30 protein-coding genes are annotated in these 23,974 nt (G+C 68.3%); 17 read left to right on the top strand and 13 right to left on the bottom strand.

Annotated elements, in window-relative coordinates:
* Positions 1 to 12 precede the first annotated feature (12 nt).
* The 6 genes from EYE40_RS04185 to EYE40_RS04160 all read right to left on the bottom strand — a co-directional run bounded on the left by EYE40_RS04185 (position 13) and on the right by EYE40_RS04160 (position 7,988).
* On the bottom strand, positions 13 to 216 hold the full coding sequence (locus EYE40_RS04185; protein ID WP_130980769.1) for a cold-shock protein: 204 nt from the start codon (positions 214 to 216) through the stop codon (positions 13 to 15).
* Positions 217 to 383: 167 nt separating this feature from the next.
* A complete protein-coding gene (locus EYE40_RS04180; RefSeq protein WP_130980768.1) occupies positions 384 to 3,884 on the bottom strand; it encodes an error-prone DNA polymerase in 3,501 nt (1,166 codons plus the stop codon).
* Positions 3,885 to 3,899: 15 nt separating this feature from the next.
* A complete protein-coding gene (locus EYE40_RS04175) occupies positions 3,900 to 5,492 on the bottom strand; it encodes a DNA polymerase Y family protein (RefSeq protein WP_130980767.1) in 1,593 nt (530 codons plus the stop codon).
* A complete protein-coding gene (locus EYE40_RS04170) occupies positions 5,489 to 6,280 on the bottom strand; it encodes a hypothetical protein (RefSeq protein ID WP_240034709.1) in 792 nt (263 codons plus the stop codon). Before EYE40_RS04170 ends, EYE40_RS04175 begins: the two co-directional genes overlap by 4 nt.
* Positions 6,281 to 6,354: 74 nt before the next feature.
* Positions 6,355 to 7,242 (bottom strand): Cof-type HAD-IIB family hydrolase, encoded by an 888-nt coding sequence (locus tag EYE40_RS04165; protein WP_193554481.1) that lies wholly within the window; start codon positions 7,240 to 7,242, stop codon positions 6,355 to 6,357.
* Positions 7,242 to 7,988: a LysR substrate-binding domain-containing protein gene (locus EYE40_RS04160; protein WP_161972346.1), complete on the bottom strand. Its 747-nt coding sequence runs from the start codon at positions 7,986 to 7,988 to the stop codon at positions 7,242 to 7,244. The genes EYE40_RS04165 and EYE40_RS04160 overlap by 1 nt, the downstream gene beginning before the upstream one ends.
* Before the next feature lie 22 nt (positions 7,989 to 8,010).
* Here EYE40_RS04160 and EYE40_RS04155 point away from each other — a divergent pair, with 22 nt between their 5' ends.
* Positions 8,011 to 8,457: a DUF5997 family protein gene (locus tag EYE40_RS04155; protein ID WP_130980764.1), complete on the top strand. Its 447-nt coding sequence runs from the start codon at positions 8,011 to 8,013 to the stop codon at positions 8,455 to 8,457.
* On the opposite strand, the gene EYE40_RS04150 is transcribed toward EYE40_RS04155, so the two are convergent.
* The 4 genes from EYE40_RS04150 to EYE40_RS04135 are packed head-to-tail and all read right to left on the bottom strand — an operon-like array spanning position 8,454 to position 10,117.
* Positions 8,454 to 9,050 carry a nucleoside deaminase gene (locus tag EYE40_RS04150; RefSeq protein ID WP_130980763.1) on the bottom strand — a complete coding sequence of 199 codons (597 nt, stop codon included), beginning with the start codon at positions 9,048 to 9,050 and terminating at the stop codon, positions 8,454 to 8,456. The genes EYE40_RS04155 and EYE40_RS04150 overlap by 4 nt on opposite strands.
* A 16-nt stretch (positions 9,051 to 9,066) precedes the next feature.
* Entirely contained in the window at positions 9,067 to 9,342 is a 276-nt protein-coding gene (locus EYE40_RS04145) for a toxin-antitoxin system YwqK family antitoxin (RefSeq protein ID WP_204742212.1), read from the bottom strand.
* A 13-nt stretch (positions 9,343 to 9,355) separates the two neighbouring features.
* Complete coding sequence (locus tag EYE40_RS04140) at positions 9,356 to 9,790, bottom strand: YdeI/OmpD-associated family protein (RefSeq protein ID WP_130980762.1); 435 nt, start codon at positions 9,788 to 9,790, stop codon at positions 9,356 to 9,358.
* Positions 9,791 to 9,799: 9 nt separating this feature from the next.
* Positions 9,800 to 10,117 (bottom strand): tryptophan synthase subunit alpha, encoded by a 318-nt coding sequence (locus tag EYE40_RS04135; RefSeq protein WP_130980761.1) that lies wholly within the window; start codon positions 10,115 to 10,117, stop codon positions 9,800 to 9,802.
* A gap of 64 nt (positions 10,118 to 10,181) precedes the next feature.
* Here EYE40_RS04135 and EYE40_RS04130 point away from each other — a divergent pair, with 64 nt between their 5' ends.
* From EYE40_RS04130 to EYE40_RS04070, 13 genes are all read left to right on the top strand, one after another.
* Complete coding sequence (locus tag EYE40_RS04130) at positions 10,182 to 10,583, top strand: hypothetical protein (protein ID WP_130980760.1); 402 nt, start codon at positions 10,182 to 10,184, stop codon at positions 10,581 to 10,583.
* A 50-nt stretch (positions 10,584 to 10,633) separates the two neighbouring features.
* Entirely contained in the window at positions 10,634 to 12,394 is a 1,761-nt protein-coding gene (locus EYE40_RS04125) for a DUF2207 domain-containing protein (RefSeq protein ID WP_130980759.1), read from the top strand.
* Entirely contained in the window at positions 12,391 to 13,329 is a 939-nt protein-coding gene (locus EYE40_RS04120) for a J domain-containing protein (protein ID WP_130980758.1), read from the top strand. The genes EYE40_RS04125 and EYE40_RS04120 overlap by 4 nt, the downstream gene beginning before the upstream one ends.
* A complete protein-coding gene (locus tag EYE40_RS04115) occupies positions 13,326 to 13,808 on the top strand; it encodes a hypothetical protein (protein ID WP_130980757.1) in 483 nt (160 codons plus the stop codon). Before EYE40_RS04120 ends, EYE40_RS04115 begins: the two co-directional genes overlap by 4 nt.
* Positions 13,809 to 13,943: 135 nt before the next feature.
* Positions 13,944 to 14,129: a hypothetical protein gene (locus tag EYE40_RS04110; RefSeq protein ID WP_130980756.1), complete on the top strand. Its 186-nt coding sequence runs from the start codon at positions 13,944 to 13,946 to the stop codon at positions 14,127 to 14,129.
* Entirely contained in the window at positions 14,126 to 14,329 is a 204-nt protein-coding gene (locus tag EYE40_RS04105) for a hypothetical protein (protein ID WP_130980755.1), read from the top strand. The genes EYE40_RS04110 and EYE40_RS04105 overlap by 4 nt, the downstream gene beginning before the upstream one ends.
* Before the next feature lie 7 nt (positions 14,330 to 14,336).
* Complete coding sequence (locus EYE40_RS04100) at positions 14,337 to 14,654, top strand: hypothetical protein (RefSeq protein ID WP_130980754.1); 318 nt, start codon at positions 14,337 to 14,339, stop codon at positions 14,652 to 14,654.
* Between the two features lie 26 nt (positions 14,655 to 14,680).
* Positions 14,681 to 16,528, top strand: coding sequence for a DUF2207 domain-containing protein (locus EYE40_RS15385; RefSeq protein WP_154071847.1), 1,848 nt, complete (start codon positions 14,681 to 14,683; stop codon positions 16,526 to 16,528).
* Positions 16,529 to 16,650: 122 nt separating this feature from the next.
* Positions 16,651 to 17,451, top strand: coding sequence for a DarT ssDNA thymidine ADP-ribosyltransferase family protein (locus EYE40_RS04090; protein WP_130980753.1), 801 nt, complete (start codon positions 16,651 to 16,653; stop codon positions 17,449 to 17,451).
* A 9-nt stretch (positions 17,452 to 17,460) separates the two neighbouring features.
* The gene (locus EYE40_RS04085) at positions 17,461 to 17,871 is read left to right on the top strand and encodes a GNAT family N-acetyltransferase (protein ID WP_130980752.1); all 411 of its coding nucleotides are present in this window, start codon (positions 17,461 to 17,463) and stop codon (positions 17,869 to 17,871) included.
* Between the two features lie 9 nt (positions 17,872 to 17,880).
* Entirely contained in the window at positions 17,881 to 18,450 is a 570-nt protein-coding gene (locus tag EYE40_RS04080) for a DUF5655 domain-containing protein (RefSeq protein WP_130980751.1), read from the top strand.
* A 3-nt stretch (positions 18,451 to 18,453) separates the two neighbouring features.
* The gene (locus EYE40_RS04075) at positions 18,454 to 19,014 is read left to right on the top strand and encodes a GNAT family N-acetyltransferase (RefSeq protein WP_240034708.1); all 561 of its coding nucleotides are present in this window, start codon (positions 18,454 to 18,456) and stop codon (positions 19,012 to 19,014) included.
* Between the two features lie 60 nt (positions 19,015 to 19,074).
* The gene (locus EYE40_RS04070; protein WP_130980750.1) at positions 19,075 to 19,923 is read left to right on the top strand and encodes an SDR family oxidoreductase; all 849 of its coding nucleotides are present in this window, start codon (positions 19,075 to 19,077) and stop codon (positions 19,921 to 19,923) included.
* A gap of 76 nt (positions 19,924 to 19,999) precedes the next feature.
* Here the strand turns inward: EYE40_RS04070 and EYE40_RS04065 are convergent, their stop codons facing one another.
* Together EYE40_RS04065 and EYE40_RS04060 are read right to left on the bottom strand one after the other, a co-directional pair.
* Positions 20,000 to 21,415 carry an HNH endonuclease signature motif containing protein gene (locus EYE40_RS04065; RefSeq protein ID WP_130980749.1) on the bottom strand — a complete coding sequence of 472 codons (1,416 nt, stop codon included), beginning with the start codon at positions 21,413 to 21,415 and terminating at the stop codon, positions 20,000 to 20,002.
* 59 nt (positions 21,416 to 21,474) lie between these two features.
* Positions 21,475 to 21,735, bottom strand: coding sequence for an acylphosphatase (locus EYE40_RS04060; RefSeq protein ID WP_130980748.1), 261 nt, complete (start codon positions 21,733 to 21,735; stop codon positions 21,475 to 21,477).
* Positions 21,736 to 21,781: 46 nt separating this feature from the next.
* Between EYE40_RS04060 and EYE40_RS04055 the strand changes: the two genes are divergently transcribed.
* The 3 genes from EYE40_RS04055 (at position 21,782) to EYE40_RS04045 (ending at position 23,710) form a co-directional block, all read left to right on the top strand.
* Entirely contained in the window at positions 21,782 to 23,056 is a 1,275-nt protein-coding gene (locus EYE40_RS04055) for a GNAT family N-acetyltransferase (RefSeq protein WP_130980747.1), read from the top strand.
* A gap of 72 nt (positions 23,057 to 23,128) precedes the next feature.
* A complete protein-coding gene (locus tag EYE40_RS04050) occupies positions 23,129 to 23,299 on the top strand; it encodes a CsbD family protein (protein ID WP_130980746.1) in 171 nt (56 codons plus the stop codon).
* A gap of 69 nt (positions 23,300 to 23,368) precedes the next feature.
* A complete protein-coding gene (locus EYE40_RS04045) occupies positions 23,369 to 23,710 on the top strand; it encodes an MmcQ/YjbR family DNA-binding protein (RefSeq protein ID WP_130980745.1) in 342 nt (113 codons plus the stop codon).
* Here EYE40_RS04045 and EYE40_RS04040 read toward each other — a convergent pair.
* The gene (locus EYE40_RS04040) at positions 23,707 to 23,964 is read right to left on the bottom strand and encodes a glutaredoxin family protein (RefSeq protein WP_130980744.1); all 258 of its coding nucleotides are present in this window, start codon (positions 23,962 to 23,964) and stop codon (positions 23,707 to 23,709) included. The two genes, EYE40_RS04045 and EYE40_RS04040, sit on opposite strands and share 4 nt — an antisense overlap.
* Between the last annotated feature and the right edge of the window lie 10 nt (positions 23,965 to 23,974).

Raw genomic sequence — 23,974 nt, 5'->3', positions numbered from 1 at the left:
GTAATGCAAAGACTAGAGGGGACGGATGTTCTCCGCCTGGGGACCCTTGGGGCCCTGTGTGATCTCGAATTCAACCTTCTGGTTCTCATCGAGTGAGCGGTATCCACCGCTCGCGATTGCTGAGTAGTGTGCGAACACGTCCGGGCTGCCATCCTCCGGTGCGATGAAGCCGAAGCCCTTTTCCGCGTTGAACCACTTAACGGTACCAATTGCCATGTAAAACTCCTCCAGGAGCGTTCTTCTTGGTCCCGACAGTCGGGACCCTACCGAACAGGCTCATAGAGCCCATCCAGTTCACGCTAAGGCTATAGCACTAACCGCATGAATTCGCTATTTGTCTCTAAAACGAAATGAAAAAGACATTTACTCGTAATCAATGGTCATCACTGGAAGTCGCGGGATGTCACCTTCGGGGCGATAAAAAGTGCCTCCAGCCGGTCAGCGACAAGGTTGATGACGCCTTCGGGCGACCGCTCGAGCACCCCGCGGACGATCATCGCCGGGGCCTCCCGCGCGACACGCCGGTAGCGGTTCCAGACACCGACCGAGCAGATCACGTTGACGAGACCGGTCTCATCCTCGAGGTTCACGAAGGTGATGCCGCTCGCCGTCGCCGGACGTTGGCGGTGGGTGACGACTCCGCCGACCTCGACACGGCGTCCGGACTCCGCCGAAGCCAGGTCCGTCGCGGAGAGCACACCCCGGCTGCGCAGCGCTGGCCGCACGTGACGGATCGCGTGGTCGGCGGGGGAGATGCCCGTCGCCCACAGGTCGGACACCAGCTGTTCCTGCTCCGACGGCATCGAGAACAGCGGAGGCTGCACGGCCACCATCGAGTGCGGCAGGAACTCTGCACGGTCCTGGGCGGCGCTGCCGGCGTTCCAGAGCGCCTCCCGCCGGGTGAGGCCGAGCGAGTCGAAGGCACCCGCGGCCGCGAGCACCTCGAGCTGGGCGGTCGTGAGCCCCACCCGGCGCACGAGGTCGCCCATGTCGACGAAGTCGCCGGCCGCCTCCCGTTCGAGCACGATGCGCTCGGCGAGGTCCTCGCCGATGCCGTTCACCTCGGCGAGCCCGAGGCGCACCGCGTGGTTGCCGTCGCGGCGGTGGGCGCGATCGGAGGCCGGGATGCTGCGGTCGAAGAGGGGGACCGGGGGCTGCTCGCGGTGGAGGCACTGGTCGAGGCCGGTGGGCGCGGTGGAGCTATGAGGATCGCGCCAGCGATCCCGCGACCCCAGCGCCGACTGAGCCTGCGAGGGAGGATCAGAAGTCAGATCACCGAGCGCCTCCAACCCCGAAGCCACACCGGAGCGCAGGATGTCGGGCTGGAGCACCTCAACCCCGTGGCGCCGGGCGTCCGCGACGAGGGACTGCCGGGAGTAGAACCCCATGGGCTGGGCTCGGAGCAGCGCGGCGAGGAAGGCTGCGGGGTAGTGGAGGCGCATCCACGCACTGGCATAAACAAGCAGGGCGAAGCTGAGGCTGTGGCTCTCGGCGAAACCGAAGTTCGCGAAGGCCTGGATCTTGGAGTAGATCTCGTCGGCGACATCGGGCTCGATGCCGTTCGCCGCCATGCCCTCATAGAGGGTCTCGCGTAGCGACTCGATGCGCTCGATGCCCCGTTTGGAGCCCATGGCGCGGCGGAGCAGGTCGGCATCCTCACCGGTGCAGCCACCGACCGCCATCGCGACCTGCATCAGCTGCTCCTGGAACACCGGGATGCCGAGGGTGCGCTCAAGCGGCTCCACCACCTTGGGGTGCAGGTAGGTGATCGGCTCCTGCCCGAGCTTGCGGCGCACAAACGGGTGCACCGCCCCGCCCTGGATCGGCCCCGGCCGCACGAGCGCGATCTCGACGACGAGGTCGTAGAACTTGCGGGGCTGCAGCCGGGGCAGCAAGCCCATCTGCGCGCGGCTCTCGACCTGGAACACGCCCACCGAATCGGCCCGGCAGAGCTGGTCGTAGACGCCGGCCTCCTCGCGCGGAAGGGTGCCGAGATCCCAGTCCTCGCCGAGGTGGTCGCGCACGAGGTCGAACGAGTACTGCAGCGCCGAGAGCATGCCGAGGCCCAGCAGGTCGAACTTGACGAGGCCCATCCAGGCGCAGTCGTCTTTATCCCACTGCACAACCGTGCGGCCGTCCTTGCGTCCGTGCTCGATCGGCACCACCTCGCCGACGGGGCGATCGGTGAGCACCATGCCGCCCGAGTGGATGCCGAGGTGTCGCGGGAACTTCATGACCTCGAGCGCGAGATCGACCACCGGGGCCGGGATGTCGTGGTCCTCACTCGAGAGCAGCGCACCGTGGCGCTCCACCTGCTTCGACCACGCGTCCTGCTGGCCGGGACTGTGCCCCATCGCCTTGGCCATGTCGCGCACCGCGAACTTGGGGCGATAGCTGATCACGTTCGCGACCTGCGCGGCGTTCAGCCTGCCGTACTTGTTGTAGACGTACTGGATGACCTCCTCGCGCCGATCGGAGTCGAAATCGACATCGATGTCGGGCTCCTCGTCGCGCATGCTGGAGAGGAACCGCTCGAAGGGCAGCTTGTAGAAGATCGGGTCGACGGCCGTGATCATCAGCAGGTAGCAGACCGCAGAGTTCGCGGCGGAACCCCGACCCTGGCAGAGGATGCGCCGCTCCCGCGCGAAGCGCACGATGTCGTGCACGATGAGGAAGTAGCCCGGGAAATCCTTCTGCTCGATCACGGCCAGCTCGCGCTCGATGCGCTCCCTGTTGGCGTCGTTCAGCTCGAGCCCGCGCTCGGCCACCCCGCGCCAGACCAGTTCGCGCAGCCAGCTCATCGGGGTGTGCCCCTCCGGCACCTCCTGCTTCGGGAGCCCGGGCTTGGCGCGCCGCAGCTCGAACGCGAGGTCGGCGGCCACCTCGACGGTGCGCTCGACGGCTCCGGGGTAGCGCGCGAAGCGCGCAGTCATCTCGGCCCCGCTGCGCAGGTGTGCCTGCCCCGCGGCCGGAAGCCAGCCGTCGAGCTCATCCAGGCTGCGCCGGGCCCGCACGGCGGCGAGAGCCGTCGCGAGGTGATGCTGCTTCGGGGTCGCGTAGTGCACGTTGCCGGTCGCCACGACACCGAGCCCCTGCCGCTCGGCGAGGCCCGCGAGCAGGTCGTTGGTGCTGCTGTCGAGGGGGTTGCCGTGGTCGTAGAGCTCGACGAGCACGTTGCTCCGGCCGAACAGAGCCACGAGGCGGTCGAGCTCTCGCGCTGCCGCGGCCTCGGCGACGGAACGCGAGGATCCCGACGCGAGGGCTGCGCGCACCGTGCCCTTGCGACATCCCGTGAGAATCTGCCACTCGCCGCCGGACTGCTCGGCCAGCTGCTCGAGGTCGTACACGGGACGTCCCTTCTCGCCACCCGCGAGCTGCCCGCCAGTGAGTGCGCCGGCGAGCCGGTGGTAGCCGCCCTGACCACGAGCGAGCACAAGCAGGTGCTCGCCCTCGGGGTCGGCCTCGCCGTTCTGCGGCTTGCGCAGCCCCAGGGACAGCTCCGCCCCGAACACCGTTGCCACGGGGTCGGGGCCGCGCTGGGCTGCTGCGGCCTCCGCGAGCCGCACCACGCCGTAGAAGCCGTCGTGGTCGGTAAGGGCGAGGCCGGTGAGCCCGAGGCGTGCGGCCTCCTCGATGAGGTCTTCGGGGCGGGAGGCGCCGTCGAGGAAACTGAAGTTCGAGTGCGCGTGCAGCTCCGCGTACGGCACGGTCGCACCGGTGCGCTTCGGGATGGCGTCCGGCGGCAACTGATACGGGTTGCGCTTCGCCGACCACGCGGGGCTGTCACCGCCATCGGCGCCGACCGGGGGCGCGCCTGGGCGCCGGGAGTCCGACAGCTTGCGCTCGAACTCCGACCAGGGGATGGGCGGGTTGTTCCAGCCCATGTTTATTCACTGCTCCTAGTCATACCGGGCCTCCGCGACCCAGTGCTCGCCGTCGAGCACGAGCAGCCAGGCCGAGCCCTCGGAGTCGACCACCTGGAAACGGTGGGCACGCCGGGCGGTCGCGGGATCCCACCAGCGCTCGTCGAGCGACCACGGACCCGCCCAGGCCGTGACCTCGCGCCACTGCGCACCGGCGCCCGTGGCCGAGAACCGCGTCGGGGGAGTCGAGAGCGTGCCGCGGTCGTCGAGGAACACGGGTTCGCCGCCGGATCCCAGAACGTGTACAGGGTGCGCGACGGCGAACACCGTGGCCGGGGCCGGGGTGGGGAGCTGCCCGGGCCAGGGCTGGCGGGCGACGACGGCCGTTGCATCCGCCGCACGATCACCCCACGCAACAAGATTCTGCCGGTCGGCGAGGGTGCGACCGCCGCCGATGACCGCCGTGAGCACCCCCTCGTGCCCGAGCATGCTCTGCACGCGGCTGAGGGCGTGGTGGATGCGCTCGTCGGGTCCGCCACCCCACAGCCCCTGCTCGTGGTTGCCGATCGCGTCGAGGGACTCCGGGGTGATGCGCACACGCGTGATGCCGCTCGAGAGCCCCGAATCGGTGGTGCCGCCCTGCAGCTGCCAGCGCACCCGGTCGACGACCTCGCTCGCGGTGAACGACCGCGGGTGCAGCCAGCTGCGGCCGGAGACCTCGCCCGAGTCCGACTCGACCTCGATGCGGATCGCCGTGCAGACCAGCCGCTCGGCGGTGAGCCCCGCGAGAAACTCCTCCGAGGCGGCGAGCACCCCGAAGGTGACCTGGTCGACCCGGTCGAGCGCTGGCTCGAAATCGACGACCCTCTCCAGCTCTTTGGGCGGGATGCGCGAGAACACGGGCCGCCCGTCGAGACCGCGCGCCAGGAAGTGCAGGCGCGCACCGATCTCGCCGAACCGCTCGCGCACGTCGGTGACCTCGAGCGCGGCGAACTCGCCGAGGGTACGGATGCCCAGCCGCCGTAGCAGCGTCGCGAGGGAGTCGTCGCCGAGCAGGCTCACCGGCAGGGGATCCAGGAACTCGGGGGAGCGCCCGGCGGGAACCAGCCGCACCGAGGGCGTGTGCCGCGCGGCCTGCTCCGCCGTGAACGGGCCGTCGGCGACCCCGACGCGACCACCCGGGATACCGAGGTCGGCGAGCCCGCCGATCACGGCGAGGGCGGCGGGCTTCTCGCCGCCGTAGTAGCGGGCGGGGCCGCGCGAGCGGATCGCAAGGGTTCCGGGGCGCAGCACCTGCACGCCCGCGGTCATGCCCTCGATCGCCTGCACGACCGGGTCGAAGGCGCGGTTGTCGGTGATCAGCTCGTAGGGCAGCACGATCAGCCCCGGGCAGCGGGACTGGGCCTCGCGCACCCGCAGTCCACGCTTGACGCCCTCGGCGCGTGCCTCGACCGAGCAGGCGAAGACGAGTCCCTTGTGCAGCAGCGCGACGGGTGCGCCGGCGGGCAGACTGTGCTCGCGGCGCACCGCGGTGATCGGCCAGTCGGGGCTCCAGAGCACCATGGTGCGCATCGGCTCGCGAGCGACGGTTGCTGCAGCGTGGGCTGCGCTGGGCGTGCGCCGGGTCATCCCGCAGCCACGATTCTGTCGGGCATGATTCTGTCGGGCGCAGCGGGCGCGGTCCGTGCTGGTGTTGCGATGCCGGGCGTCGCGATGCCGGGCGTCACACGGCGGAACTCCTCGGCCCGGTCGGGCAGCCACAGCCGCGCACTGCGGGGTCGCCCACCGAGCCGCGAGGTCACCGTGACGGTCGCCTGCCGTGACTCGAGGTGCCCGTGGCCCTCGCCGATGCCGCTCCAGTCGCTCTCGCTGAGGGTGAGCATCGCCTCGCTCTGCGGCCAGGTGCCGAGCACGATGAGGGTCGACCCGCGCTGCCGCAGCCGGGCCGCCAGCCGGGTGATCGCGCCGTCACTCGCCCGCTTCGGCGGACGCATCACGACGACGCTGAGCGCGTCGGCGACGGCTGCGGTGACGGCGATCCACTGGTCTCCGGGATGCGGCACCAGTACGAGCCGCTCGAGTTCGATGCCGAAGCGCTGGGCGGCTTCGAGGCCGAACTCGGGCACCCCCACCACACCGCACCAGGATCCCGCGGCGGAGGGTGCGGCGAGCAGCGCCATGAGCAGGGTGCCCGAGCCCGCGACCGAGTACACCGACCCCTGCTGCAGGCCGCCACCGGGCAGCAGCGCGGCGATCGCGGGGTGGGTGGGGATGGTGCGGGCGTCGAGCTTGGTCGCCTGCATCTGGCGGATGCGGGACTGGAGGTGCGCAACGGTATCGCCTGCTGCACGATCGGACGCCGCGGAAACGGGCGCGCCGACGACCTCTACGGGGGAGGCTGACGCAACCGAAGGCATCTCCTCATATTCGAACATACGTTCGAATATGTCAATTGCCGCCGACATTGAGCGGCGTGTCGGCTGGGAGTGCTCTACAGCTCCAGCTTCTCCACCCAGTACGAGAGGAACGCGGCACCCGCGAAGTCATGGATCAGGTCGCCTTCGACAATGATCTTGTACGGCCGTTCGAGCACACCGTCGGAGGGCCGCACGTCCACGTGGGCGACGTCGTAGCCGGCCGCGTGCAGGTGATCGGCCATGAGGTAGTCGCTGCGCGAGTCACCCACCGTGCGCCACAGCGTCGGCACCTCGCCGAGCCCCGCGAAGTACTCGATGGCGCGCTCTGCGCCGCGATCCTTGTCGAGCAGAACCGACTCGATGTCGGTGGAGATGATGGTCGGGTCGAGCCGGAACGGCACCTCACCCAAGGCGTCCGGCACCTCACGGTCGCGGTAGCGCACGCCGAGGCCGAGCGAGACGAGCGCTGCAAAGGCGTCATCCTCGAATCGCGGCTGCGCCTCCTGGTACACGCCGTGCGGCACATCGGTGCGCTGCTCGACCGAGATCATGGCGCGCTTCGTCTCGTCGAAGAACATCGAGTCGCTGAAACGGGATGCCACGATGCCACGAATCGCGTCGATTGCGGGCTGCGGCAGCGCAACCTTCTCGTCCACCGTGAGCGGGCCGAGGCCGGAGCCGTCGATCACCGACCAGGCGGCGCCCTTCTCGAAGACCCCGAACATGCGAGCCTTGCCCGCGACGAACGCGTTGGCGAGACCGTTCGCGAGCAGCGGCTTCACCACCTCGTCCGCGATGAACGCGTCGGAGCGACCGGTGATGAACGCGATCGGTACACCCGCGCGGGCCAGCTTCACGAGGTCGGTGAGGATGCTCGGGATCGCGACCGAACGCGAGACGGGGGAGGCGAGTGGGCCGTCCACGTCGAACAGGAGGCCGAGGTTCGGGTCGATCGGTGCCACTAGCGTCCTTTGCGTTTTCGGGCGTTGCGCGCCTTGGGGGAGTTCGGCGAGCCGGAGCGGTTCTTCGCGTCGGCACCGCCTGAGGTCGCGTACGGCTTGCGCTTCGCGACGGCCTTGCCGCCCGCGTTCGCCTTGCCCGAGGCCGTCTGCTTGCCGCCGGGCGCGGCAGCCTTGCCCGGAGCCCGCTTCTCGGTCGGCGGGGTCGGCACGAGCCGCGAGCTGTTCGCGGAACGGCCGCGCACGATGCCTACGAATTCCTCGATGTCGCTCGTAGTCTGCTCGGCGAGCCAGGCGATCGCGATCTCCGTCTCGGGCGCATCCGTCACCGGGCGCGCCACGAGGTCCTTGCGGGAGTGCGCACGGGCGATGGCATGCGGCAGGATCACGCCGCCCACGCCGGCCGCGATCAGGGCGATGGTGTCGGCAACGGGAGCGCTCGGGTCGTGGAGGGTGAGGGTCGCGAGTTCGGCCAGGGTGAGCGTTTCGCTGTCGGCGAGGGGATCATCCACAGAGAGGACGACGACGGCGACCTCGCCGTACAGGCGGATGACGCTCAACCCCTCGCTGTCGACCGGCAGGCGCACGAAGCTGACGTCTGCGGTGTCTGCGTGGAGCACGGCGGACTGCTCGTCCACCTCGACCGGCACGAAGGACAGGGCAGTGTCGCGGCGCCTCTCCTCCCAGGTGCGGCTCCACTTGGTGATCGTCACACCGGGGACGAAGGCTATGCGGAGGGAAGGGCTCACGGTCAAAGGCTACGCTGTAGGCATGAGTACGGAGCACACACCCCAGTCCATGAAGCCCGCAACGGCGGCGCAGAAGCTTGGTGTGTACCTGCCAGCCACGCCCGAAGACTTCCAGTCGAAGCCGCACACGCGCGCCGAACTGGACGAACTGAACGCCAACCCGCCCGAGTGGCTCGTCGAGCTGCGCAAGAACGGACCGCACCCGCGCGGGGTCATCGCCGGCAAGCTCGGTGTCTCGATCGCCGGCCTCGCCCGCGGTGGAGCGGACGACCCGCTCACGAGCGCCGAGATCCTCGCGCTGCTGCAGGCACCGCCGCAGTGGCTCGTGCAGGAGCGTGCAACGCAGGCCGAGGTGCGCGACGAGAAGCAGCGCGTCAAGGAGCGCGACGCCTGGCGTCGTGAGCAGGCCGCGCTGGCCGAGAAGACCGGTCGCGACCCCAGCAACGGCGGCGGAGCCCGCGGGCGCTAGTCGTTCCGTGAACCCGTTCCGCGCGCGTTGTACACAACAGCGCCGGACCGGCCGTACTCGGCGAACACCGCAACCGCTTCGTCGCGCTGCACCCCGATCGTCACGCTGATGCCGCGAGTCTCGAGTTCGCCGACCCAGTCGGGGGGCATCGGACCCTCGTCGAATCCGGTGAGCTCCTCGCACTCCGGGCCGTCGCCCGCGATCACGAGGTGCTTCACACCCGACCAGACGAGCGCGCCGTAACACATCGTGCACGGTCGCCAGTTGACGACCAGTTCGAGATACTGCTCGGGGGATGCGCCGAGATCCCAGCTGCCGGACGCCTCCTGGGCGAGCGAGAGAGCCATCACCTCGGCGTGCACGCTCGACTTGTTGGTCGAGAGCACCACGTTCACCCCGACGGAGACCAGCTCGCCGGTCGTTCGATCGACGACGATCGCAGCGAACGGCCCGCCGTTGCCCTCGCGATGGTTGCGGGCGGCCAGCTCGTTGGTGAGCGCGACACGGTCGTCGTGCGTGGCGAGGGTGCTGGGGAAGTCGCGCTCGACGACCCAGGCGGGCAGCGAGGCGGTGAAGGACGTGGAGAGAGTCATGAGTCGAACGTAGCGGCTAGAACGTAGTGGTCTTGTAGGGGGCACCCGTGCGGTCGTACGTTATCCAGTCGCCGGTCTGCGCACCCTTGTCGAAGGAACCGGAGCGCATGCGCGAGCCGTCCTCGCGGAACCACTCCCACGGCCCGTCCTGCACGCCGTCGACGAACGTACCAATGCCCTTGACCGAGCCGCTGCGGTAGAAGAATTGCCAGCGGCCCTGGCGCACACCGTCGACGCTCGGTCCGACTCCGGAGAGGGTGCCGTCGCTGAACGCCTCCGCGTTCATGCTCATCAGAAACTACCCATCATGCGAGGCTCGCGAGCAGCTTGGCGACGCGCTTGTCGCGGGTCTCATCGGTCTTCGCGGCCGCGACGAGGTCGGCTTCGGCGCGCTGCTTGCTGTTCGACAGCTTGGTGAACGCCGCTGCGGCTTCGGGGTTCTCGTTGAAGGCCTGTTGCAGCGCGGCCGGGATGACGACCTCGCGCGGCTCGGTGTCCAGCTCGAGGCTGATCTCGACCTCGTCGCCCCCGGAATACCCCGACGCGGCGCGGCGCGCGGCGCTCAGACTGAGCAGGGACTTACCTCCCATGATGCCGACCGTGTTGCGGTAGGTGTAGTCGCCGTTGATCGTGACGATGACAGCGGGCTTCTTGCCCGAACCGAGTTCTTCGATCACGGACTGCGGCACCTCGATGCCGACGTTGTTGCCGAGCTGCAGGAGAGTCGTCTGGAACTTCATGCTGCGATTCTAAGCAGCCCGAAGCCGATCCGAGCCGAGCAGTCGCCAGACGGTTGTGGTCAGGGCCGGGTGCTCGAGTGCGATCTGCCGCAGCACGCGGTACTCGCGCGTCGGCGACGGCGCCTGTCCGCCGTTGGCGGCGATCGCGTCGGCCCGCAACAGGTAGACGACGAGCTCGTCGACGCTGAGCAGTTCGTCCATGAACTCCAACGGGTCTTCCCCGGCCAGGCAGCGCTCGTGGATCACCGTATCGAGCTCATCGCGAGCCTCTGCCCGCAGCACCTCGAGACTCGCCCGGCCGCGCGTGATGTGGTCGTGCGACGTCATCCTTCGACCCTATAACGCACGCCCGACTCAGCCTGTGTGGATGCACAGGCCGCATACTTCCCCCATGATCTCGAGAGAACTCGCCCGCAACCTCGCCAGCGCCGGAGTGCGCTGGACGCCCGCCTCCGGTGACGCCTTCTGCATCGACGGCCCCGAATTCGACGGTGACGTGTTCACCCTGAGCGACATGACGATCGAGGCGCACGAGTTCGATACCGGCACGATCCTCGGCTTCAACGGCACCACCGAGTGGGCGCTCGACTCGGTCGCGCTCGAGGCGGCGCTCTGGCTGCCGCGCGAGGACCAGCTGCGGGAGCTGCTCGGCGGCACCTTCCGATCGCTGACTCTCACCGATGGCGTGTACCAGGTCGACATTGTGCTTCCGGATGCCACGAGCTCGAGCCTCGCCGCCGACGCCGCCGAGGCGTACGGGCTCGCGCTGCTGCGCCTCGTTCGGGGCGACTGACTCACGAGCCGCACTCAGGTGGCGTGCCGGCGAATCGGTAGGCTGACCGCGTGAAGAAATCCCTCGCGATAGTCGCGCTCGCCCTCGCCGGTGTCTTCGCCGCAGCCGCTCCCGCGAGCGCGGACGTGCAGGACTTCGAGTTCGCGAGCTTCGACGCGACCTACACGCTGAGCCTCGATGAGGACGGCCGCTCGCAGCTGACGACCGTCGAGACGATCGTCGCCGTGTTCCCCGACTTCGACCAGAACCACGGAATCGCGCGCGCCCTCGTGGACAACTACGACGGGCATCCCGTCGACATCGAGATCGACTCGGTCACCGACGGCGATGGCGAGCCGCTCGACTACGAGACCGATTCAGAGGATGAGTTCACCATCGTCACCGTCGCCGACGAGGACTTCGTTTACGGCGAGCAGACCTATGTGCTCACCTACACGCAGCACAACGTCACCCGGTTCTTCGCGGACACGGGCGCGGACGAGTTCTACTGGGACACCAACGGCACCGGTTCCGCGCAGCCCTTCGGCAGCGTCACGGCGACCGTGGTGCTCGAGGACGGCCTGGCCGACCGGGTCACCGAGTTCGCCGCCTACTCCGGCGCCGAGAACTCGGACACGCCGGCCGACGGCACGTACAACGGCGACGGGTCGTACACCTTCACGGCCACCGACCTCGGTCCGGGCGAGAACCTGAGCTTCGCGATCGGCTTCGAGCCGGACACCTTCATTCCGCGGGACAGTTCCTTCCTCGGAGCGCCCTGGCCGTTCCTGTCCCTGCTCGGCGGACTCGGCTCGCTCATCGTCGCCGGCGTCGCCGCCGTGCTGCGCCGCACGAGACTTGCAGACGCTCCCGGTCGCGGCACCATCATCGCCGAATACATGCCGCCGAAGGGGGCGAGCCTGCCGCTTTCCGCGCTCATCTCGGGCACCGTGAGCAAGTCGACCCCCGCGCACATCGTGAAGCTCGCCGTCGCGGGCAACCTGCGCATTCTCGAGCTGCCCGGCAAGAAGGCCAGCTACCAGCTCGAGTTCCTCGGCACCGACGGCGCCGACGCCGACGACCTCGAGTTCCTGCACGCGCTGTTCGGCAAGGAGCTCACGCCCGGTGAGGATCGCAGCCTCGAGAAGGTCGACGACAGGGCCGCCAAGCGCATCACCGCGTTGCGCACCCGTGTCGCGAAGGACTCGGTCGCTTCCGGTCACCGCCGCACGCTCCCTGCCGGGCTGCTCGGCTGGCTGTTCGCCGCCTCGTTCGTGACCGCCGCCGCGGGCGTCATCTTCGCGCTGGTCTCCCTCGCCACGGCGTTCGGCGGTGCCGTGCCGATCGCATTCCTCGGCGTGGCGGTCGCCGGACTCATTGCGACCATCGCCCTCGCGGCCCGCTCGCCGCTCGACCCCGCGGGCGTTGAACTGCGCGACTACCTCAAGGGACTGAAGCTCTACATCACCCTCGCCGAGGCCGACCGCCTGCGCTACCTGCAGTCGCCCGAGGGCGCAGAGAAGACACCCATTGCGGCGGATGACACGGCGCAGCTCGTGAAGCTGAACGAGCGCCTGCTGCCGTACGCCATCCTCTTCGGCGAAGAGAAGGAGTGGACGAAGCAACTCGGCCGCTACTACGAGGACCTGGGCGAGGAACCCGGCTGGTACTCGGGCACCACCGCGTTCAACGCCGGCGTCTTCGTCGGCAGCATCAGCGCGCTCTCCACGAGCGCAGCGACCGCGTACACCGGCAGCAGCTCGTCGGGAGGGTCCTCCGGCGGAGGCTTCTCCGGCGGCGGCGGTGGCGGCGGCGGAATCGGCGGGGTGTGATGGCGTCACCGCTCTCCGCGTCGCCCTACGAGATCCTCGGGGTGACGCCCTCAGCCACGAACGACGAGCTGCGTCGTGCTTATCGCGCGCGCCTGCGTGCCTCGCACCCCGATACCGGGGGAGAGGCGAGCGAGTTCCACGCCGTACAGGCCGCGTGGGAACTCGTCGGCACGCCCGAGGCTCGCGCGTCCTACGACCGCCAGGGCGGCACGTCGCCCGGTGAGACATTCGCTGCCCGACCCGCGCGGGCATCAACCACCTCGCGGCCGCAGGCGCGGTCATACGGTCATCCCGGAGGCTGGCGGCGCGAGAAGTACCTCGGCCTGATGCGGGAGTGGGTGGGCCGAGGTGTCGACCTGCCCGACCCCTACGACCCGTCGCTCGTGCGGTCGGCACCGCGGGACATCCGCCACGTGCTGTCCGACGCCCTCGCAGAAGAGGCCACGGCCCGCTCGCTCTCCGATCTCGGCATCGCGTATACGATCTGGCACGACGTCGCCACGGCGGAGGGCAGTACGAGCTACGCACCCGGCGACGACGCCAGCAAGCTCGACCACATCGTGCTCGGCCCGACCGGCCTGTTCGGGGTGCTCTCCGAGGACTGGGCCGCTCCGGTGCGCATCAAGCGCGGCGAGCTGATCGGTGAAGGTCTGCTCGACGGCGAGCGCCCATTCCACTCGCTAGCCACCCGCGCCAAGGTGATCGCGCGGGCCGCGAAGGTGCGGTTCACCGCGCTGGTCATCGTGATTCCGGATGACGCGTTCCCCGATTCCCTCACCGAGGTGGGCAAGGTCCGCGGCTATCCGGCTGTTCTCGTGCACCGCTCCCGGCTCGCGGGGCTGATGCGCTCCGGAATCGACAACGACGACCCTGTCGGCGGCAACGAGCTGTTCGACGCCCGCACGCGGCTGCAGTCGACCGTTCGGTTCGTATGACTGACGCACTGCCGAACTGGATCCAGGCCGCAGCGACCATCCTCGCTCTCGTGGTCGCGGCGATCGCCGTGTTCCCCGCGTGGAAGGCGTACCTGAACGACCGGCACCGCGACGAGCGCGCCCACGCGATCGGTGTCTCGGCGTGGTGGGGCAAGTACGACGACAAGGTCGGCGTGATGATCTCCAACAGCCAGGCGTCCCTCATCCGTCGCGTCGTGATGAAGGTGGTCGCCAACGACTACACCACCACCCACGAGCTCGCCTTCCTGCCCCAGGGCGATTTCTTCCTCGAGTCCCGCCGCGGCACCTCGCGACCCACGTGGGAGTTCCCCGAGCGGGTGAGCTCGGGCGACCCGCTGCCGACCCCACTGTCGAAGTCCAAGCATCGGCACCGCATCATCTCCCTCCACTTCGTCGACGCCGACAATGCGACCTGGAACTGGAGCCCCGAAGACGGGCTCGTCCGCGAGAAGCCCTAGTACCTTTTTACGCTGCCCGCTTCTGCGTGCCGCCTGAGAGTGCTGGGCGAGTGGCGACATCCCGAGCTGCGGTTCGTAGGGTTGAAACACGGTCGAGGCCGATCGACGGCTTTGGCGTGACGAAGGAGAACAGCCATGAGCGAGACCCACAACAACCCCGACGCAGGCGCCTACACCGACGAGCACGGTAGCGAAGAGCAGGCCTCACACGAGACCACCACCAGCCACATGCACGAGACCAAGGTCGAGGGCGAGTACACGGACGAGCACGGCCCCGAGGTCACCACCGAGCACACCGAGACCGAGAACGGCCACGCGTGAGCGACCCCGCTCAGAACACCGAGAACACCGAGATGCCCGCGAGCGAGCGGGACACCGAGGCGCTCCAGCTCAATGACGTGAGCGAGAGCGCCGCTGTCGAGGATGACATCGACGAGGACGCCATCAACAACCTCCCCGGAACCGGTGGACCGGATGACGGCGGCGACGTCGAGGTCGACCCCGGCGAGCTCAATCTCTAGTAGTCCCATGACCGATCCGACGAAGATCCGCAACCAGCCGGCCCTCACGAGTTCTTCGGGGGCCGTCTGGTTGATCGTCGGCGGACTGTTCGCGGTCATCAGCATCGTCGTGCTGATCCCCTTGGTGATGCGCCAGCCGGCAGGGCTCGCGATGGGCGGTATCGTCGCCGTGGTCGTGCTCTACCTGGCGATGGTCGTCATCCGCCTGCGCGTGCGGCCCCTGCGCCGCCGGCTCGGCCTGCTCGCCATCTGCATGCTGACGATGGCCGCGATCGGGCTGGCCTGCACCCTGATCGTCAGTGCCGTCGAGTGGAACCTGGTCTAGGCGGCGCCTGCCCGTAGGCTCGGGGCATGCGCCTACTCCTCGCGGTCCTTGTCGGTGTCGGTCTCGCGGTCCTTCCGCTGGGAGCGGCCCACGCCGACACCTCCGACTTCGAGTTCGAGTCGTACCACGCCGATTACACGCTCACCCGCGCGGAGGACGGCACCTCCCGGCTCGCGGTCGTCGAGACTCTTGTCGCGCTCTTCCCGAACTTCGACCAGAACCGGGGCATCATCCGGGCGATCCCGCAGTACTCGCAAGGCATGGACCTCGAGACCTCGGTGTCGTCGGTTCAGGATGAAACGGGCACGGCGGTCCCGTTCGAGGCGAACGACACGGGGGAGTTCCTCGAACTTGCCCTCGGCGACGACGACTTCGTGCAGGGCCGCACCACCTATGTCATCAGTTACACGCAGAGCAACGTCGTGAGCTTCTTCGAGAACACCAACGACGACGAGTTCTACTGGGACCTCAACGGCACGGGCAGCGACCAGCCCTACGACACTGTCTCGGCCGACCTGCACGTCGATCCCGCGCTCGTCGACGCGCTCACCGGGGAGAGTGCCTGCTATTACGGGGCATTCGAGTCGGATGCCACCTGCACCGTATCCTCGGCCGCGCCGGGTGAGTTCTCCGTCTCGCAGTCGGATCTCGGACCGCGCGAGAACGTCTCCATCGTTATCGTGTTCCAGCCGCGGACCTTCGTGATGGTGGAGAAGACCGCCCCCGACTTCGACGCCGGCCCGGCGCCCGTGGTGTTCACCGATCCGCCGTGGTGGTCGAACCTGTTCTCGGGCGGCGGGATCCTCGGCGCCATCGCCCTCGCGGCGGGCGCGATCGTGTCGCGGGTGCGCGGCGGCCGCGATGCCGCGAGCAGGTTCACCGTCATCCCGCAGTATTCGGTGCCGAAGGGGCTCAACGTCATGATGGCGGCGCACCTCGTGGGCAAGCCGGAGACGGCGATACCCGCGCAACTGATCAGTCTGGCGGTGCGCAAGAAGATCCGGATCCTCGACTATGCCGTGACGGACAGCGCCGCCGAGTACACGCTGCAGTTCCTCGACTCGTCGGACGTCGACGCCCTCGAGGCCGAGCTTCTCGACGCCCTGTTCGGTGCCGAGCACACCCCCGGCGAGACCCGCGAGTTGGCGCCCGCCGATGCCGCGCTCGGAGCCGCGGTGAACGCCGTCTCGGCCTCGGCGAAGAGCCAGGTCAGCTCGAGCGGGCTGCGCGGCCCGCTGCCGAAGGCGCCGATCCTGTTCATCGGGCTCGGTTTCCTGCTGTTCTTCGGTGCGGTGGGCAACATCATCCTCACCATCGGCAGCAACGCGATCTCGGTCTGGCCGTTCGTCGCGGCCGGCGTGAGCTTCGTGTCGATCTTCATCGGCTTCCTCGCGATTCGCCCGGTCGGCCCGCTCACCGCGCAGGGTGCCGAGCTGAACAACTACCTGCTCGGCATGAAGATGTATCTCGAGCTCGCCGAGAAGGACCGCTTCCGCATGCTGCAAAGCCCCGACGGTGCAGAGCGCGTGGACGTGGGCGACACGAAGCAGGTCATCAAGCTGTACGAGAAGCTGCTGCCGTTCGCGGTCATCTGGAATGTCGAAGACCAGTGGATGCACGAACTCGCCGTCCACACCGCAGCCGAGGGCACCGAACCCGACTGGCTGGTCAGCAGCAACGGGTTCGACGGATTTGTGCTGTCCAACGCACTGCGATCGGTGACGACCGCGGCCACCTACACCCCGCCCGCATCGACGAGCTCCTGGTCGGGAAGCGGCTCCGGAAGCAGCTCTTTCGGCAGCTCCTTCGGCGGCTCAGGCGGAGGCGGATTCTCGGGCGGCGGGGGCGGCGGAGGCGGCGCGGGCGGAAGATAACCGGCACGCGTCGCACGCATTACCCCTCCGAAGCGCGTAACGTTGGAACGCGGCATCCACTTTCACACGCTCCCGATCTCTGTCCGGGCGTTGGATGGTCCGCCGCTACGAAAGGTTTTCGCTTGAGCGACGAATGCATCCACGGTTTTGAGGCGGGCATGTGCGCCTCGTGCAACCCGAAGCCGGTGGCCGAGATCGACAAGCCCGTTCGCGTGACACGCACCCGCGAGGCAGCCCGCCCGCCGCTGCGTTCCTCGCCGAACCGGTCGGCGCCCGCCACCGCCAAGCAGAAGTCGGTGGATGTCGGCGAGCTCCGCATCTATCACGTGACCCACCTGAGCAACCTTCCCGCGATCCTCGCGAGCGGTGTGCTGCTCGCGGACTCCAGTTCCTCGTGGACCGAGCGCCCGGCCGTCGACATCTCGACGCCCGAACTGCGCGAGGCCCGTCGAGCCGCGTCCGCTTCTGCCACAGGAGTTGTCGCCGACTACGTGCCCTTCTTTGTGAGCCCCAACTCGACGCTGTGGACGTCGATGCGCTCCGACTCGGCGGATCCTCGCCTGGCTTCAGCCGCACGCGACCTTCCGGCAACGGAGTTCGTGGTGCTCGTGAGCACCGTCAACACCGCCGGCCGCGACAAGGTCGTTGTGACCAACGGCGACGCGACCGGTGTCGTCACGCGTTTCACCGCGACGCCGGAGGGCGCCGAGGCCCAGCTGCGCAAGCTGCAGGGCGACGACGAGGCGCTGGCCGAGGCGGAGTTGCTCGTGCACGAGTCGTTCCCGTTCGAGTCGGTCACCCTGATCGGTGTCGGCAACGACAAGGCCCGCAACGAGGTGCGCGACCTGCTCGCCGCCACACCGCACAGCCCGAAGCTGTCGATCTACCCGCCCTGGTTCACACGCCCGGTGGTCGCGGAGTAGTTTCGCTGGATGGAACCCATCCACGCGCTCAGCCATCGTCTTCCCACCGCTGCGGAGCACCTGGCGCTGGCGGCGTCGGTGGGCTGGTTGGATCACTTCGACGCCCCCACCCTCGCCGATTCGCTCGCGGGATCGCTGCACGGGGTGGTGATCGAGTCGTCGGGCTCTGTCGTTGCGATGGGCAGGGTCGTCGGCGACGGTTCGCATTATTTCTACCTGCAGGATGTGATCGTGCACCCGGCGCACTCGGATGACGGTCTGGGCTCCCGGGTGGTGTCCGAGTTGCTCGACTGGATCCGCTCGGCCGCCGCACCACGCGCGTTCGTCGGGCTCTTCTCGAGTCCGGAGGCGACCGACCTCTACTCCGAGTTCGGCTTCGAGGAGCCTTCGGATATGACGGGCATGCGCCTGCGGGACTAGATTCTCTCCATGAGCTTCCAGGCGTACATCGACACCATCAAGGCGAAGACGGGTCTCGACCCCGCTGACTTTCGGAAGCTGGCGATCTCGCGCGGCCTGATCGACGAGGCCGGGCTTGTGAGGGGTGTCACCACCACGGATGTCGTGAATTGGCTCGCCGCCGACTTCGACCTCGGGCGCGGCCACGCGATGGCGCTCATCACGACGTTCAAGCCGACGGCCGGCGCGCAGTTCCCGATCGAGGACATGCTCGGCAAGCACTTCGGCGGCGCGAAGGAGCACTGGCGGGCCACCTTCGACGGGCTGCTGTCGACCCTGTCGGAGCACGGGCCGGTGTCGGTGGCTGCGACCCAGTCGTACGTCAGCCTGCTGAAGGGCAAGGCAAAGTTCGCGATCGTCGCCGCGACCGCCGACCGGCTGGATGTCGGCATCAAGCTCCGCAGCGAGGCCCCCACCAATCGCTTTGAGGCTTCCGGCAGCTGGAATTCCATGGTCACTCACCGGGTGCGCGTGACGGATGCCGCGCAGCTGGATGCCGAGCTGCTCGACTGGCTCCGCCGAGCCTACGACGCCGCCTGAGCCGTGGCTCTCACCCCGTTCGACTTCTCCGCGCCGATCCGCACCGAGCGGCTCGTGCTGCGGCCGATGACCCTCGAGGATGTCGACGCCGTGCACTCGTACCAGTCCCTGCCCGAGGTGGCCGAGTACCAGCTGTTCGAGCCGCGTTCGCGGGAGGCGGTGCTCGAGAAGGTCACCGGGTTCGCGAGCGCCCTGCGGCTGGAGTCGGACGGGGACTACCTGCAGGTCGCCGTCGAGGAGTCGGGGCGGCTCATCGGGGACGTGTACTTCGCGATCAAGAGCGTGGACAATCTCTGCGGGGAGATCGGCTGGACCTTCCACCCGGACGCGCAGGGCCGCGGGTTCGCGACCGAGGCCGCCCGTGCGATGCTCGAGCTCGGGTTCGGCCTGGGCCTGCATCGGGTCGTCGCCGAGTTGGACCCGCGGAACGCGGCATCCGTCGCCCTCTGCCTGCGACTCGGGATGCGTCACGAGGCGCACTTCGTCGAGGACATGATGTTCAAGGGCTCCTGGGCCGACACGGGTGTGTACGCGCTGCTCGCCCGAGAGTGGGCCGCCCGGTAGTCAGGTGTGAATCGCGCAGGGCCGACGATGCGGAGGCGGTCGCTGCCTAGCGTGGAAGTCATGACGGATTACAGCAGCGACGATTACAGCAGCACCGATTACATCAGCACCAAGGACTTCGCCCCGAGATTTGCGATCGTGACCGGCTCGGACTCGGGCATCGGCCGGGCGACGGCCGTGGCTCTCGCCGAGGCCGGCATGGATGTGGGCATCACGTGGCACTCGGATGAAGCCGGCGCCGAACAGACGGCTACCCTCGTGCGTGAGGCCGGGCAGCGCGCGCTGGTCGCGCAACTGGACACCACGGTCATCCCGGACTGCGGGGACGTGATCGACACCCTGGCCGAGCAGCTCGGAGGTCTGGATGTTTTTGTGAACAATGCGGGAGCGGGCACCGCTCGACCGTTTCTCGAGACCAGCTGGGATGACTGGAACGGCATCATCCTCGCGGATCTCAGCGGCGCATTCGTCTGCATCCAGCGCGCCGCCCAGCGGATGGTGCAGCAACGACGGGGCGGCAGACTCATCGCGGTGTCGAGTGTGCACGAGCACCAGCCGCGGGTCGGTTCGGCGTCCTACGATGCGGCCAAGCACGGTCTCGGTGGGCTGATGAAGTCCATCGCCCTTGAACTCGGTCATCTCGCGATCACCTCGAATACCGTCGCCCCGGGGGAGATCGCGACTCCGATGAACGACGCCGAGGGTGTCGACCCGCATTCGGTCGCTCGTCCGGGCATCCCGATCGGACGTCCGGGTGGGCCGGAGGAGATCGCGTCCGTGATCGCTTTTCTGGCCTCGCCTGCGTCCAGCTACGTCACGGGTGCTTCCTTCGTCGCGGATGGCGGCATGCTGCAGATGGGGCCGCAGGCCGGATCCCATCTCAGCTCCGATGACTGGCGCACGGTATGAGCCGCACAAGTGTGGTGGTGATCGGCGGAGGGATTCTGCTCGCGCGCGCGGCGCGCAAGAGTTCATCGTAGATCCGTCACAGGCCGACACCTGCGCGCATGAGCGACAGGTACGCCCGACTACGGCTCGGCATGTTGCGCGGCTGGCGATCCGGGTCGACGGTGGTCGGCGGAATGAGCCAGTAGCGTGAGCCGCTGCGCCGGATCTCCCAGCCGAAGTTGTGCAGGAGTAGGTGATGATGTCGGCAGAAGAGTATTCCGTCGGCGATGTCGGTGGAACCGTTATCCCGTTTCCAGAATTGCACGTGGTGGGCTTCGGTCCAGGACGCCGGTCTGTCGCAGCCCGGCCAGCGGCATCCGCCGTCCCGGGCGGCGAGAGCCCGCCGCTGCGCCCGGTTGAAGAGCCGTTTCTCGCGGCCCAGGTCGAGTGGGTGGCCTTCGGGGGAGAACACGAGCTCGGAGCTGGCACCCGAGCAGGCGAGACGCTCGGCGGTGGCGACGGACACGGCCTCGGACTGGCCATCCAGAAAGGCGCGACCGCGACGGTTGCGGGCATCTGCTTCACTGACCAGCACGCGCACCACGGCGCCACCTGACCCGAGGAGCTGGCCGTCGTCGACGGTGGAGCCGGCCTGCAGCAGCTGCGCGAAGGTGTCGGATGCGATCTGCTCGGTGCTGCGCTCGTCCGCTTCGATCCGGCGCGCAAGCTCGGCGTTACGGCCGGCCCTTCCTGGGGCTGAGACGAACCGCGGTCCGCCTCGGCGCGGCGAGTTCGCCCGGTCGAGCAGGTCGCAGACCACGGCCGCGGTCTCGGTGTCCATGAGCCAAACCAGTCGCACCATGCCGTCTGGCTGCCGATACACGGTGAGTGAGCGACGTTGCCGCCGTTGCTCCTCTCGCTCGGCGACGCCTTCGTCGTCGAGTTCGTCGCGGGCATCGCGAGCAAGGCGCCACAGCCGGTCGGGCTCGAGGTCGGCCGCGGCCTCGACGAGACGCGCGACGATCGCACCCAGTGCCTCAGCGGAGACCACCTCGCTGGGGGAGCCGACACCGCTGCTGACGGCCTCCGCGGCCTGGACCGAGAGACGCCCTGCGGCAACGGCGAGTCCGATGGCGGCGAGCCAGGGACGCGGGTCGGGCGGGACCACGCCGCTCGCGAGATCCGCAATCTTCGCCGCATCGTGCACCGTGCGACCGACCCGCACTGCGGTGCTCGCGTCGCGAGCGGTCAGACCCGACGCCCGGATCATCGCCTCGGGTGTGCGGTGCCCGGCCTGCTGCGCGAGACCCGCACTGCCGAGTTCGGGCCGGGATCGCCACGCGACCTCGCCCGCCACCACGGCATGGCGGGTCTGCGCGGCCCGCACGATGCGCCCGGACAGCGCCACAACTCGTTCGAACGAAGCCGGATCGAGAGCCCGCAGTGCACGCGGATCGCTCGGCACCGACTCGAGCGAGGCGAGTGCCGCAGCGAGGGCGGGTTCGAGATCCATGCATCAATTCTCGACCTTCGAACATATGTTCGGTTCACGAAAGCTGAATCTGTGGATAACTAACCGACCCGGAAACCGTCCTCACCCAAAGCCGGCAGCGCCGACACAGCGACCGATGAGACCCACGCATACGCCGGCCCGTCATGCAACCAGGCGAGCAGCTCGTCGGCACGAACTCCCTCGATCTCGACGCGCACTGTGCCGTCGGGTTCGTTGCGCACGCTTCCGCTCAGCCCGAGAGCTTCGGCCTTCTCGAGGGTAGCCCAGCGGAAGCCGACGCCCTGGACGCGGCCGCTGACGATAGCGAGGATGCGTTCCATCCCTCCACCATGCCGGAGCGACGCCGCCGAGCGCTACCGTTGGAGTATGGAAATCGACGCAACGTCAGCAGCCAACATCGCCGAGAAGGGTCTCCGTTTCGAACTCGTCGACACCGCAGACACCGAGAAGTTCGGCCTCTGGCTGCAGGCCGACGGGCGTGGCTTCCACTCGCCCCGCTTCACTCCGGAGACCGCGGCTGAGTACCTCGCGGGCACGGCCGATCGCCGCACCAGTGCGGTCTATGACGATTCATCCGCAGAACCCGGTATGCCCGTGGCCACCGTCAATTCATGGGCGACTCCGTTGACCGTGCCGGGGGAGCACACGATCGAGGGCTGGGCGATCAGCTCGGTGACCGTGGCATCCACTCATCGCAGGAAGGGCATAGCCCGCAACCTGCTGGAGGCGGAGCTGCGCGCGGCCAAGGCGCAGAACCTGCCGCTCGCGATGCTCACGGTCTCGGAGAGCACCATTTATGGACGTTTCGGATTCGCTCCTTCCACTCTGACTGCCGACTACGACATTGATACCCGAAAGGCGAAGTGGACCGGGCCGACTCCGGGCGGACGTGTGCACTTCGTGCCCGTCGAGCAGCTTCGGGAGGAGGCGCCGGCGATCATCGAGCGCGCGCGGCTGAAGACGCCCGGTGAGATCCTGACCTGGCCGCACCTGTGGGATCGCACGTTCGGCATCTCCACCGACGACAAGGATTTCGTGAAGAAGGTGCGCGCCGTGCGCTACGACGATGCCGACGGCACTCCCCAGGGCTTCGCGCTGTACACGTTCATGGAGAATGACCACGACTTCGGCAAGCACACCGCGGAGGTGCGCTCGCTCGTCACCGCGACCGACGACGCCTACGCGGGCCTCTGGAGCTACCTGCTCGAACTGGACCTGACGACGAAGCTGCGCGTGCCGCTGCGGTCGGTCGACGAGCCGATCCGCTGGCAGGTGTCCGACTTCCGCGCCGTGCGCAGCACCGATGTGCGCGACCACCTTTGGCTGCGGATCCTCGACGTGGAGGCGGCTCTCGAGGGGCGCGAATACAGCGCACCGCTGGACGTGGTCATCGAGGTGACCGACGAGCTGGGGTTCGCCGCGGGCCGGTACCGGGTCACGCACGAGGGGGTGCACGGGACATCCGACTCGCCCGACCTCGAGCTCTCGGTGAACGAGCTGGGCGCGATTTACCTGGGCGGGGTATCTGCACTGACCCTGGCGCGAGCGGGGCGCATCCAGCAGCACACGGCGGGAAGTGTAGACGCCCTGGAGCGCGCTTTTCACTCGCCAATCGCACCCAGCCTGAGTGTCTGGTTCTAAACCGCTGGGAGCGGGTGCACCGGGCGCCATGCGGCGTAGCGTCGGTTCCATCAACACGGAAAGGTGCAGATCATGGGTGACGGAGACAAGGTTCAGAACACCGGCGAGAAGCTCGCGGGCAAGGCCAAGGAGGCCTTCGGCGACGCGACCGACAACGAGCAGTTGCAGGCCGAGGGCAAGGCCGACCAGACGAAGGCGAGCCTGAAGCAGGCCGGCGAGAACGTGAAGGACGCGTTCAAGTAGATTCTCCCGAACGCCGAGAGCCTCGCCAAGCTGGACGGGCGGGGCTTTCGTGCGTCTACGGTGGGTGATATGACCCCTGATGAACTGCTCGAGTTCTGCCTCGCGCTACCCCAGGCCGTCGAGACGTATCCCTTCGGGGAGGAGACGACGGTCTTCAAGACGGAGGGCAACGGCAAGATCTTCGCCCTGACCTCGCTTGCGGCATCGCCGCTCAGCGTCTCGCTCAAGATCGACCCGGCCGACAGCCTCGCGCTGCAGGCCGACTACCCGGCCATCACGCCCGGCTACCACCTCAACAAGAAGCACTGGGTCTCGGTAGTGCTCGACGGTTCGGTGCCGACCCAGCTTGTGGAGGAGATGATCCGGGGGAGTCACGCGCTGGTACGGCCGCGCATCCCCAAGGCACGTTAGGCGAGTACGCCGAGTTCCCGCAGCTTGCCCTCGAGCTCGGCATTGCTGGGCTCGACCTGGTGCGTGCCGTCCGCGAATGCGATGACCGGGATGCTCGTGCGCCCGCTGATCGCAAACGCACGGTCGGCGCCCTCCGTGACGGCCTCGAGGTCGACGTACTCGTAGGCCACGCCTCTCGCGTCCAGCAGCGCCTTGGAGCGGCGGCAGTCGGAGCACCACTCGGCGCCGTACATCGTGATCGGGGAAGAAGTCATACTTTCAGCC

It is taken from the genome of Glaciihabitans arcticus, assembly GCF_004310685.1.
Taxonomy (GTDB): Bacteria; Actinomycetota; Actinomycetes; order Actinomycetales; family Microbacteriaceae; genus Conyzicola; species Conyzicola arctica.
This window is presented reverse-complemented; position numbering and strand designations above follow the sequence as displayed.